Annotated in this window: 12 protein-coding genes; 1 reads left to right on the top strand and 11 read right to left on the bottom strand. The window is 36.4% G+C overall.

Features of this window, described 5'->3' with window-relative positions; all coding sequences use genetic code 11:
* Positions 1 to 81 precede the first annotated feature (81 nt).
* From HH_RS03395 to serB, 11 genes are all read right to left on the bottom strand, one after another.
* Entirely contained in the window at positions 82 to 1,797 is a 1,716-nt protein-coding gene (locus HH_RS03395) for an ABC transporter ATP-binding protein (protein WP_011115526.1), read from the bottom strand.
* Positions 1,781 to 1,993, bottom strand: a complete 213-nt coding sequence (locus tag HH_RS03390) for a copper ion binding protein (RefSeq protein ID WP_011115525.1) — start codon at positions 1,991 to 1,993, stop codon at positions 1,781 to 1,783. Before HH_RS03390 ends, HH_RS03395 begins: the two co-directional genes overlap by 17 nt.
* Before the next feature lie 19 nt (positions 1,994 to 2,012).
* A complete protein-coding gene (locus tag HH_RS03385) occupies positions 2,013 to 4,256 on the bottom strand; it encodes a heavy metal translocating P-type ATPase (RefSeq protein WP_011115524.1) in 2,244 nt (747 codons plus the stop codon).
* Positions 4,257 to 4,336: 80 nt separating this feature from the next.
* Positions 4,337 to 5,335: a beta-ketoacyl-ACP synthase III gene (locus HH_RS03380; protein ID WP_011115523.1), complete on the bottom strand. Its 999-nt coding sequence runs from the start codon at positions 5,333 to 5,335 to the stop codon at positions 4,337 to 4,339.
* A 9-nt stretch (positions 5,336 to 5,344) separates the two neighbouring features.
* Entirely contained in the window at positions 5,345 to 6,346 is a 1,002-nt protein-coding gene (gene plsX, locus HH_RS03375; protein ID WP_011115522.1) for a phosphate acyltransferase PlsX, read from the bottom strand.
* Between the two features lie 21 nt (positions 6,347 to 6,367).
* Positions 6,368 to 6,517 (bottom strand): 50S ribosomal protein L32, encoded by a 150-nt coding sequence (rpmF, locus tag HH_RS03370; protein WP_011115521.1) that lies wholly within the window; start codon positions 6,515 to 6,517, stop codon positions 6,368 to 6,370.
* A gap of 14 nt (positions 6,518 to 6,531) precedes the next feature.
* On the bottom strand, positions 6,532 to 6,885 hold the full coding sequence (locus HH_RS03365) for a hypothetical protein (protein ID WP_011115520.1): 354 nt from the start codon (positions 6,883 to 6,885) through the stop codon (positions 6,532 to 6,534).
* Positions 6,886 to 7,299 (bottom strand): nucleoside-diphosphate kinase, encoded by a 414-nt coding sequence (ndk, locus tag HH_RS03360; RefSeq protein WP_011115519.1) that lies wholly within the window; start codon positions 7,297 to 7,299, stop codon positions 6,886 to 6,888.
* Positions 7,300 to 7,425: 126 nt separating this feature from the next.
* Positions 7,426 to 8,604 carry a glycosyltransferase family 4 protein gene (locus HH_RS03355; protein WP_011115518.1) on the bottom strand — a complete coding sequence of 393 codons (1,179 nt, stop codon included), beginning with the start codon at positions 8,602 to 8,604 and terminating at the stop codon, positions 7,426 to 7,428.
* On the bottom strand, positions 8,604 to 10,037 hold the full coding sequence (locus HH_RS03350) for a mannose-1-phosphate guanylyltransferase/mannose-6-phosphate isomerase (RefSeq protein WP_011115517.1): 1,434 nt from the start codon (positions 10,035 to 10,037) through the stop codon (positions 8,604 to 8,606). Before HH_RS03350 ends, HH_RS03355 begins: the two co-directional genes overlap by 1 nt.
* 2 nt (positions 10,038 to 10,039) lie before the next feature.
* Complete coding sequence (gene serB, locus HH_RS03345) at positions 10,040 to 10,678, bottom strand: phosphoserine phosphatase SerB (protein WP_034365298.1); 639 nt, start codon at positions 10,676 to 10,678, stop codon at positions 10,040 to 10,042.
* Positions 10,679 to 10,749: 71 nt separating this feature from the next.
* On the opposite strand from serB, the gene HH_RS03340 reads away from it, so the two are divergent.
* The gene (locus HH_RS03340) at positions 10,750 to 11,580 is read left to right on the top strand and encodes a hypothetical protein (RefSeq protein WP_226989505.1); all 831 of its coding nucleotides are present in this window, start codon (positions 10,750 to 10,752) and stop codon (positions 11,578 to 11,580) included.
* Positions 11,581 to 11,659 lie beyond the last annotated feature (79 nt).

Here is an 11,659-nt window from a genome sequence, read left to right as displayed (position 1 = left end):
TTTAAAAAGGCTAAGCTACATTATAGGAAAATATTGATTAAAGTTTTTTTATGCCATTTTGAGAATCTTAAGATGTCTATCCTATTTTTTAGAGCGAGTTTCTTGTTTGATAATCTGCCCTAGTTGTAAATGTAAGACTTCATCAGCAAGTTCAATTGTGCTTGGGCGGTGAGCTACGATGATAATAATTTTATTATGCCTTAGATGCTCTATACTTTCTTTAATTGCCTCTTCAGTTTGTGAATCAAGTGCAGAAGTAGCTTCATCAAGGATAAGCACTTCAGGATTCTTATAAATTGCGCGTGCAATGGCAATTCTTTGACGTTGCCCGCCACTAAGATTTGAGCCAAATTCATCAAGGATAGTATGTATTCCTTGAGGCATTTCTTGCACAAAATCCCACGCGTGAGCAAATTTGAGAGCTTCAATGACTTTTTTTTCATCTATTTTGCTACCATAAGCAACATTATGTAAAATACTATCATTAAATATAAAAATTCTTTGTGTAACTACTGCCATATTATTGCGCACACTTTTTTGTGTATAGTTTTTAATGTTTTGGCTGTTGATAAGCACCTCTCCACTATCGGCTTCATAAAGACGCAAAAGCAAATTGATAATTGAGCTTTTTCCACTTCCACTTTTACCTACAAGAGCAGTGATTTTATTTTTTGCAAAGCACATACTTATGCCCTTAAGTGCGTGGGTTTCTTCGTTATAACGAAAATGCACATCTTTAAAAATAATTTCATTTATTGGGGCTTGGAGTTGTATCCCACCATCACGGATTTGTTGAGTTTGATTGAGAATCTCAAAGATTCTATCACTTGCAACAATGGCAGATTGCATTTGTCCATAGAGATTAACAAGTCTCTTTAGTGGTGTGTAGATAAAAAGCAACGCACCTGCGAAAGATGAGAATTGTGCTACACTAAGTTCTCCTTTGGAAATATCAATAATTGCCATATATACGACCAATGCAAGCATAATAGCCCCTAAAAGCTCCATAAGAGGGGTAATTAATTCTCCTACTCGCACAGCTTTCATACTGATTTTAAGAAAAGTGAGATTTTGAAGTTTAAATTTTTTAAGCTCCAATCGCTCCCCATTACTCGCTTTAATGACTTCTATATTATTGAAGATTTCGTGAAGTTTAGCGGTAATATCTGCATTTTTTTCCATTATATTGCGTGAATATTTTTTAAGTTTTTTGATAATCAGATTGATAGGTATGAGAGCTAAGGGCACAATAACTAACCCAATGAGTGCATATTTGGGACTTTGATAAATGACAATCGCTACAAGCCCAATAATTGTAATGCTTTCTCGGATAAATTCTGTAATATAGTTTGAAACGGCTGAACGAATGATACCAATATCATTCGTGATTCTCGCCATAAGCTCACCATTACGCATTTTATTAAAAAACACCATTTCAAGCGAAAGCATATGTCTAAGCATTCTATCACGCACTTGTCGCACGATATCTTGTCCAATAAAATTCATAAAATAAGCTTGCACATAAGTGCCAAGAGATTTTCCCAAATAAGTGCCAATAATCATAAACATCATCGCAAATGTTAATGTATTATTTTGAGCTAACTCATCAAAGCTGAAGAATGGATTAGCACGTGGAACTTTGCCAGAGAGTGTATCAAGCAAAGGGTCAATAAGATAAGCAGTTCCAGCCGTGCATAATCCTACAACAAGTGAAGCAATAATGGCGATTGCAAAAGAAAGTTTATGTCCTTTGATATAAGGAAAAAACTTTTTAAAAAATTCAAGAATTGTTCTCATCTATTCCAAATCCTGCATCAAGGATAGCTTCTGAAATAAGCTCTTGCGTAGCAGGGGCATTAAATTCTATTTTAACTTGGCTTTTTTCCAAATTTACATCAATAAGGCTTACGCCTTCTATTTCTCCGATAAATTTTTCAATTTTATCTACACATTTCCCACAGCGCATACCACTTACTGATAGAGTCGTTGTCATTTCATCTCCTTTTGAGATTTTATAAAATTTTAAATGCTTTTAATCTTGCAGCATTGGCAACGACACTTAGGCTTGAGCAGGTCATTGCAAATGCGCAAAACATCGGGTGTAAGAATATGCCAAATCCCCCTAATACACCCATTGCTAGAGGAATAAAAGCAATATTATAGCAAAAAGCGAAAACAAGATTCTGTTTTATATTTAAAATACTGGCTTTTGCAAGAGAGTATGCGTTATAAATACTCATTAAATGTTGATTGTAAATAGTAATATCGGCACTTTGTGTAGCAATATCTTGAGGCGAGGCAAAAGCAATGGAAGTATGTGCATAAGCAAGAGCAGGCACATCATTAATCCCATCGCCAACCATAAGAACTTTGTGATTGTTTGCATTAAGCTGTTCAAGGAGGCGCATTTTATCTTGAGGTTTTGCTAAGGCGGTAAAATCTGTAATACCTAGAGCAAAGGCAATTTTTTGTGTATTGAGGAGATTATCCCCACTTATAAGACTAAAGCTTATATTTTTTTCTCTAAAATGTGCAAGGGTGGAAAGTGCATCGGATTTGATATGGTCTTGTAATGCAAATTGTGCCAAAATGCGCTCATTTGTAGCAAGATAAAGTATGATTTTATCATCTTGCGGGAGATTTTCAAGCTCACCTCTAAGATGTGGTGGAAGCAAATGGGCATTACCAAGCCAATATTCACAATCATTAATAGTGCCTTTAATACCGCTGCCTATGATATTTTGTGCATTTATAATGGGGTAAAGCGTAACATTTGCACTCATAGGGTGAGTGTGAAAAGCTTGGGCAATAATATGTGTGCTTGTGGATTCTAAAGTGTAGGCGAGATTAAAAATTTCTTGTTGGCTCAAGTGCTTATCAAAAGAGAGAATCTGTGCTATTTCCAGTCCTTGAGTGAGTGTGCCTGTTTTATCAAATGCAATATGTGTGATTTGACTGAGTGTTTGAAAGCTTTTAGCATCTTTAAAAAAAACGCCCATTTTATTTGAAATAGCTTGTGCGTGGAGAATCGCCATTGGTGTAGCAAGCCCAAGTGCGCACGGGCAAGAAATAACAAGAGTAGCGATAAAAATACTAAGCCCAAATTCAAAATCTCTCATACCCCACCAAAATACACCAGCACCTGCTGCCAAACATATTACAAGCGGCACAAAAAATGCTGCCACCTTATCCGCAAGTGAGGCGATAGGTGCTTTACTTTCTTGAGCTTTTTGCACAAGTTGTAGAATCTGTGCAAGAGTAGATTGCTGTGCATTTTTTTCTGCACGCACATACAGCACGCCATCAAGGTTTATGCTCCCTGAAAAAAGTCTATCATCTTTATGAGCTAAAAGAGGGAGTGATTCACCATTAATAGCAGATGTATCTATGCTTGAATGTCCCTCTATCATTATAGAATCTACCATAATCATTTCACCAGGTAAGACTTTAAGTATATCTCCTTGTTGAATATCTTGTGCAGTAACTGTCCTGCAAGGTGCATTTGATAGGGTTTGAATATCAAGTGTGGCATTATTTGGGAGTTGAATTTTTTGGAGCGTTTTTTGGTTAAGCTGCAAAAGTAGCGAGGCACTATCTAATGCATTTTTTTTGGAGCGTTCTTCAATAGATTTTCCAACAAGCACAAGGGTGATAATTACGCATACGCTATCAAAGTATGTATGAAAGTGTGCATTAAATGTGCCTTGTAAGCTGTATAAAAATGCACTAGAAGTGCTTATGGCAATCAGAGAATCCATATTGGGATTTCGCGCAAAAAGTGCTTTAAATCCACGCAAATAAAACATTCTTCCCATATGCATAACTGCCAAGCTTAAAACAAGTAAAAGCGTGTAATGAAGTGTATATGGCAGACTTATGCCTATAAACATTTCACTCCAAGAGAGCACTACAACTATAATTGTGGCGATTATGCTTACAATGAGTTTGGTTTGAGTAGATAAGAAACGATTATCAAAAGATTCTATAAGAGCATTGAGTGAAAATGAAGTGTGTTTTGAGGTAGAGCGTTTATCAAGCGTAGAATCATTTAAATGAGGCTCATAACCCATTTTGGCTATGAGTTTAAAAATATCTTCAAGGTTTGCTTGCGTTTCATCATATACAATATGGGCTTTTTTACTTAAAAGATGCACTTGTATGTCTTGGCAAAAACTTTTACGCTTTAGACTACGCTCAATCCCACTAGAACAAGCTTGACAAGTCATTTGTTCAATATAAAAAGAAGCCTCTTTCATTGCGTTATATCCTTTGAAATATTTTGGCGACATTCTAACAAAAAAAAAAAAAATGAAAGGCAAAAGAATATTTAAAAAGCCTAGTTTGTGCCACCAAAGTGCACAAGTGCTGAACCCCAAGTAAGCCCACCACCAAGGGCATCTAGTAGCATTAAATCCCCATATTTAAGCTTTTTTTCTTCGTAAAGGTCATTCATTGCCATAGGAATAGAGGCTGCGGAAGTATTACCATATTTTTGTATGCTTACAACGATTTGTTCTGGAGTGAAGTTTAGATTCTCTCCCACTGCATTAATAATACGTAAATTTGCTTGATGAGGAATAAAAAATGATACATCTTGAGGGTTTATGTGATGGGTATTTAGAATCTCTTTTACTTCTGATACAAGCGTTTTCACAGCAACTTTAAAGGTTTCATTGCCTTTCATTTGAATAAATGATTGCTTTTCTTGTGCTTGAGTAGCGCCAAAGGTTGCATGAACACGTGGAGTGCAAAGAAAGTCTTGATATCGTCCATTTGCACTTACATTCACGCCCAAGATAGCTGCTTTCTCGTCATTTGTGCTACCTATAACACACGCTCCAGCCCCATCACCAAAAAGAACACAAGTGCTTCTATCGCTAAAATCAAGAACAGAACTTGTTTTTTCTGCACCAATGATGAGGATTTGCTTATAAGTGCCGGATTCTATAAAAGATTTAGCAAGAGAGAGAAGATAAACAAATCCACTACACGCCGCACTAATATCAAAGGCGGCTTTATTTTCAATACCGAGTTTAAAGGAAGTAATACAAGCAGTGCTAGGCATTGTGAGATAATCAGGGCTTAGAGTTGCTACGATTACTGCATCAATATCTTTTGGTTCGATGCCTGCGCGTTCTATTGCTTTTTTACCTGCTTCATAAGCAAGGTCACTTGTTTGTTGTGAAGGCAAGGCAAAATAACGCGTTTTAATACCTGTGCGTTTGGTAATCCACTCATCATTTGTATCAAGTGTTTTTTCAAAATCAACATTGCTTATGCAGGTGGGAGGGATATAAGAAGCAATTGATTTAAGTGAAGCATATATTTTGCCCATAGAGAATCCTTATTGTTGAGCGCTCGAAGGTTTATTTGCAAAAGCATCAGAGAGCTTGGAACATATATTAGATTCTATGGCATTAAGCGCTTGATAAATAGCGCATTCAATAGCGCGCGCATTAGCACTTCCGTGACTAATGATGACAACTTTTTGCACACCGAGTAGAGGGGCACCACCATATTCACTATGGTCCATTTTTTTCTTTAATCGTTTGAATACTCCGCGTAAGAAAAGTGCGCCAAACATTGAACATAGGCAGGATTTAATATCTTTTTTCAGCACCGATGACATAGCACTCGCTACCCCTTCACTTGCCTTTAGCACGAGATTCCCACTGAATCCATCACATACAATAACATCAACACTTCCATTAAAAATATCACGTCCTTCAACATTGCCTTTAAAGAAACTAAATTCTTTTAAGAGTTTGAAGGTAGCTTTGGTAAGCTCATTTCCTTTATTATCTTCTTCACCATTAGATAAAAGCCCTACGCGCGGATTCTCAAATCCTATAACATTTTTTGCATATTCATAACCCATAATGGCAAAATCTACGAGGTATTCAGGTTTGCAGTCTGTATTTGCTCCTGCATCAAGGATAATACTCGGTTTATCAGTAGTATTTGGCATAGTAGTGCATATTGCAGGGCGTGATACACCTTTGATGCGTCCAATTTTAAGTGTAGCAAGGCTCATTGTTGCTCCACTATGTCCAGGTGAGACAAGTGCATCTACATCTCCATTTTTAAGAAGTTCGGTGGTTTTAAAAATAGAAGATTGTGTGCGTTTTGCCGCTGCAGATGCAGATTCTTCCATACGAATATAATCTGTGCAATGCACGATTTGTGCGCGCGATTGAAGATATGGGGGGACAAGAGGAGCGATTTGCGCCTCATCACCGATAATGACAGCATTAAAATCACGTGATTTTAATGCCTGTATAACTCCTTGAACGATAGGAGTTACCCCATTATCCGCACCCATAACATCAATGGCTATTTTTAGCATCTTCACTCCTTGAGTTATAAATTACTTGTAGCTACCTGTAAATTTATTAATATGATGAGGCATTTTCCAGCTTCCATCTTTATCTTTGATGGGTTTTGCAAGAGCTATTTTGTAGTGTGAGCGTCTTTTTGCTGCTCGGGTTTTGCTTACGCGTCTTTTAGGAACTGCCATTTCTACTCCTTAAATTAGTCTTTGGTGTGATAATCGCTTCGTATAGATTCAATTTCACTTTCTAAAATATAATGTAAATCAATAAAGCCATCAAAAAACTCAACAACTTCAAAACTATCAAGCTTTTTGCTTTGGCTTTGTGCATTCCAGATACCATCTGAAATATACAAAACCAAAGGATTTTCAAGTTTGTGAATATACTCTTCTCCACTATTATCGCAAACAAGCTCTATTTCCCCGTAGATTTTGCCTTTGAGGCACAGCATTTGAGAATCCATACGATAAAGCTGCGCTTGTAAATTCACACCCTCAATATTAAGGGCAATATCTTTAGGAGTATGGGAGATTTTTCGCATCGCAATTTTCAATTAGCAAATCTCCCTTGTGCTAAAGAAAAAAGCAATTTCATTTTTTGCATTTTCAAGACTATCACTTCCGTGCACAGCATTTGCATCAATGCTTTGAGCAAAATCTGCACGAATCGTGCCAGCTTCTGCTTCTTTTGGGTTTGTTGCACCCATAAGATCACGATTTTTCATTACGGCATTATTGCCTTCAAGCACCATCACAACCACTGGTCCGCTTATCATAAAATCAACCAAATCCTTAAAAAATGGTCGTTCTTTATGAATAGCATAAAAAGCTTCTGCATCGCAACGAGTAAGTTGAAGTTTCTTCATTGCACAAATGCGGAGATTATTGCTTTCAAAGCGGTCTATAATTTTGCCAATCACACCTTTTTTGACAGCATCGGGCTTAATAATTGAGAGTGTTTGCTCCATAATTTTCCTTTCTCTAATAGTATGTGGATACAAATGCTAAAAACCTCAAATTTTATCTAAAAAAAACTTGCTTTAATATAAATATTTATGTAGAAATAAAAAATAATTTTAAGAGTGTAACGTTTATCAAGCGTTAATGGCTTTAAATAATATAGGATTTGTCGTAAAATCGGTGATAGCTTCTTCATACATATTAATGATTTTATCAATACTTTTCTCAAGTGCATATTTTGATGCACTTTTGGCATATTGCTCTTTCATCTGCTCTCGTTCTTTAGAGTGTTCTACCCAATAGTCAATTTTTGCGCTTAAATCCGCTATATTATTTGTTTTAAATAAGCTTCTTTCATCAAGAGCAAATTGTGTAGTAGCACTTATTTTAGAATCAGCAATAACAGGAACTAATCCAATAGAAACTGCCTCTAGGCAAGAAATAGCCTCGCTTTCAACTTCCGCAGAATGCACATACAAATGGCAACATTTAAGTTTTTCAATGAGTATATTATTATCAATAAAACCAAATTCAGGCGGATTGATTAAAAGTTTATCGCAGAGTTTGCGCAGATATTGCTCTTTTGGTCCAATTCCGTGTAGATGTAATTTGATATTGTTTGCATATTTACTTTGAGTAATAGCTTTTATCAAAATATCCTGCCGCTTTTCTTTAGAGAATCTTCCCACTGAAATAATATGAAAAAATGTATCATCAAATGGCTTCACACAAGATTGCGCTCTATTAATTTGGAATCCATTGCTTATAACAAACTTTTTCCCACCATACCCTGCCTTTTGTATTTCTTCTTCCATAAGCTGACTTGGGCAGTGGATATGATGTGTGTAACGATAAAAGGCTTTATAGAATCTCCTAAAAAGATAAGCATTAAACCATTTAAAGTTCATATTCATATTATAACTGATATGTTGAGGTTGGAGATGAAAAGCACTTATATAGGGAATCTTCATCTTTCTGCACAAATGAACACCTGCAATTTCTAATGCAAAAGGTAAATAAAAATGTGCAATATCACAACCTTTAAGGGCAGATTCTAAAATGTGAGAATCTGGTGAACCAAAAATCATATGTTGTTTATGAGAGATTTCTGTAACGATTGGAATATATCTTTCTTTGACAAAATAAAACTCTTCACCGCTACTTTGTTCATTGCTTTCTTCTTGTGTAGGATTTGTTGTGATTATGCGCACACAGTGTCCTCTTTCGATCAAAGCTCTTGCAAAGCGAAAGGCTGTCATAGAAGTGCCATTACTTCTATCTTTATAACTATCTACGACTATGGCTATAATCATTATTTACGCTGATAATCATCGCTCAAACGCACGATGTCATCTTCACCTAAATATTCTCCCATTTGCACTTCAATGAGTACAAGTGGCAGGATTCCGGGATTTTCAAGTCTATGCACCTCACCCATAGGAATATAAGTGCTTTGATTTGCTTTGAGGAATTTTTGTGATTCTCCAAGTGTAATTATGGCACAACCGCTTACAATAATCCAATGTTCATTACGATGATAATGTTTTTGTAAGCTCAATTTGCCCTTTGGCTTAACGACAATTTGCTTGATTTTGTAATTTTGAGATTCTAATAAAATTGTATAAGTTCCCCAAGGGCGATGAGCAGTTTTGTGAATTTGAGTAAGTTCAGGGTGGGTAGTTTTTAGCAAAGCCACAATATCTTTGACTTGTTGAGAATACCCTTTTTTGGCTATTAAGAGGCAATCGTTTTCATCAATAATCATTAAATCCTCTAGCCCAATCCCTGCGACAAGCTTATCTGAAATGACAAAATTATTTTTGCATTCTTTTTGAATAAAGGTATTTTTACTTGCATTTTCTGCTTCATCTGTGGGATATTCATTAGAGAGAGATTCAAAACTTCCAATATCATTCCATATAAAATTGCTACTCACACAAGCGACCTTTTGACTTTTTTCCATTAATGCGTAATCTATGCTAATATCAGGCAAATTTTCACTCATTTTGGCATCTAAGCGGATAAAATCCTTTGCTTCACTTTCCTTAGAAGCTTCAAAAGTAAGCTTACAGCGCTTATATACTTCTGGGTTATGCACTTCAAGCTCTTGTAAAAACACTTCTGCTTTAAAGCAAAACATACCGCTATTCCATAGATAGTTGCCATTTTCTACATAAGCTTTAGCATCTTTAATGGAGGGCTTTTCAATGAATTTTTCTACAACGCTATCTTTTGCCTTAATATAGCCATAGCCTGTATGTGGGCAATTTGGCTTAATCCCAAAAGTAACTAAGAATCCTTTTTGTGCTAATTCTATGGCTTGAAATATACTCTGTTCGTAATCAGCAGTATTTTTGATAAGGTGGTCGCTTGGCAGCGCAAGAATAATATCATCTTCATTTTGATTGAGTGAAAAAGATTCTAAAGACTTTAGAGCCGCAAAAGTAAGTGCTGGAGCGGTGTTTTTGCCAAGAGATTCTAAAATAAATTCTGATAAGGGAATATTAATTTTGTGAGCTTGTTCTTGCGCGATGAAGTAGTGATTATCATTGGTAATAATTTGGAATTTGCCCTTGTGGCTTTTGCGTAAAAAATCATTGCGCAAAAGTGTCTCTTGGAAAAGTGAGTGTGAGGAAGTTTGAGCGTTTTTAGATGGAAGTAGATTAGCAAATTGTTTAGGCAAAAGCTCACGCGATAGGGGGAAAAGACGCGTGCCAGAGCCACCACAAAGGATTGAAATCGTCATATTTACTCCTTAAAGGGAATATTGAGAGCTTTAGGAATTTCTCTTAAATCTTGCGTCTCAATGAGAATATTTGCCTCTTTTTTAAGAATCTCCTTTGCACAAAAGGCAATGCGCACATCGGCATAGGCAAACATACTTAAATCATTTGCGCCATCGCCTATCACAATTGTATCTTTGCGTGTGAGGCTAAGGAGATTCTGTAAGCGTTGGAGCATTATACCCTTAGAATCGCTAAACATCATCTCCCCACCCACTTCGCCTGTAAGAATAGAATCTTTATGATGCAAAATATTAGCAAAGCTTGCATCAAGTCCCAAAATATCTACAAAATAATCCGTTGCAATATGGAATCCTCCGCTAAAGCATACGACTTTGTAGTTTTGTGCTTTCAAGGCTTTTACACAAGGCAATGCACCATTCATAAGTGGTAGATTATGCGCTATCTCTTTGGTTTTTTGTAGGCTTAATCCTTTTAAGAGCGCTACACGACTTTTAAGTGCTTCATAAAAATCAAGTTCCCCATTCATCGCTTTGTGAGTGATTTTTGCAACTTCGTCACTAACATTATGCGCTTTGGCAAGTATATCAATCGTCTCGCCGTCCATAAGAGTAGAATCAAAATCAAAAACAACAAGTTTCATATCATTAATGTCCTTGCAAAAAATGTTACAATTATAGCGTTTGGGATTAAATTTGGGATTAAAATGGAGAGATGATGTTTGGATTTGAGTTTTTACCACATCAAAAAAGCGAAGATATACAGCACTTAAAGGCAATGTTAGAGGGAGCAAGAGAATTTTTAAAAGAAAATGTTGGCTTTGTGCTTGTCCCTGCAAATGTGCGTAAAAATGCCAGTGTAAATGCAATTTTGAGCGCGTATATACTGCGTGAGCATATAGATTTGCCCTTTGTGCCTACAATAAGTGCGGCAGGGCTAGATAAAACGCAGATTCTCTCCCAAATCCTAAGCTTAAAATATGCAAACTTCACGTGTGTAGCCCTTATTGGTGGAGATGATACAAATACAGCAGGGAGTGAAAAAATAGATGGCATAGAGCTTATTCGAATGACAAGAGATACATTAGGCAGCGATATAAGCATTATAAGCGGCACCCCCATAGATATGACTAATCCTATAATAAGAGAGCGATTAGCTAAAAAGTTGCGCATTGGCGTGGATAGAATCATCACACAACCTATTTTTTGTCCACATCAAGCAAGCGAATTTATAAGAAGTTTTCAAGAGTTAAAAAGTGAGAGTAAAAGCGTAGCAGAGCTTAGTTTGGGTGTGTTTGGGATTTTTAGTTTGCAAAGTGTAAGAGCGATAAATGAAGCACATTTAGGCTTTGAAGTGCCTAAGAGTTATATAGAGCAAATGCAAGGGGAAGCGGGGCAAGAAGATTGCAATGCAAGTTTAGCGGCATTTAGGTATTTATGGGAGAATTTACAAAAAGTAGCAAAACAAAATGATGTTTGCCTCTACCTCTCCACGCCAAAACATAATGATTTAAGGGCTTATGGTGTGCAAATGAGTGAGGGATAAATTCAAGGAAAATGGGAAAAGCAGGAAACTTAAAGGGTGGTTAGTTATTGAGTGTTTTGCTCTCAAAATGGAGAGCAAA

The organism is Helicobacter hepaticus ATCC 51449 (genome assembly GCF_000007905.1).
Classification (GTDB): Bacteria; Campylobacterota; Campylobacteria; order Campylobacterales; family Helicobacteraceae; genus Helicobacter_C; species Helicobacter_C hepaticus.
This window is presented reverse-complemented; position numbering and strand designations above follow the sequence as displayed.

Bases quoted from the DNA above. Each gene is read 5' to 3' on its own strand.
- rpmF (WP_011115521.1), bottom strand. From the start codon at position 6,517: ATGGCAGTTCCTAAAAGACGCGTAAGCAAAACCCGAGCAGCAAAAAGA.
- HH_RS03380 (WP_011115523.1), bottom strand. From the start codon at position 5,335: ATGGGCAAAATATATGCTTCACTTAAATCAATTGCTTCTTATATCCCT.
- HH_RS03395 (WP_011115526.1), bottom strand. From the start codon at position 1,797: ATGAGAACAATTCTTGAATTTTTTAAAAAGTTTTTTCCTTATATCAAA.
- HH_RS03390 (WP_011115525.1), bottom strand. From the start codon at position 1,993: ATGACAACGACTCTATCAGTAAGTGGTATGCGCTGTGGGAAATGTGTA.
- HH_RS03350 (WP_011115517.1), bottom strand. From the start codon at position 10,037: ATGACGATTTCAATCCTTTGTGGTGGCTCTGGCACGCGTCTTTTCCCC.
- HH_RS03385 (WP_011115524.1), bottom strand. From the start codon at position 4,256: ATGAAAGAGGCTTCTTTTTATATTGAACAAATGACTTGTCAAGCTTGT.
- ndk (WP_011115519.1), bottom strand. From the start codon at position 7,299: ATGGAGCAAACACTCTCAATTATTAAGCCCGATGCTGTCAAAAAAGGT.
- serB (WP_034365298.1), bottom strand. From the start codon at position 10,678: ATGAAACTTGTTGTTTTTGATTTTGATTCTACTCTTATGGACGGCGAG.
- HH_RS03355 (WP_011115518.1), bottom strand. From the start codon at position 8,604: ATGATTATAGCCATAGTCGTAGATAGTTATAAAGATAGAAGTAATGGC.
- HH_RS03340 (WP_226989505.1), top strand. From the start codon at position 10,750: ATGATGTTTGGATTTGAGTTTTTACCACATCAAAAAAGCGAAGATATA.
- plsX (WP_011115522.1), bottom strand. From the start codon at position 6,346: ATGCTAAAAATAGCCATTGATGTTATGGGTGCGGATAATGGGGTAACT.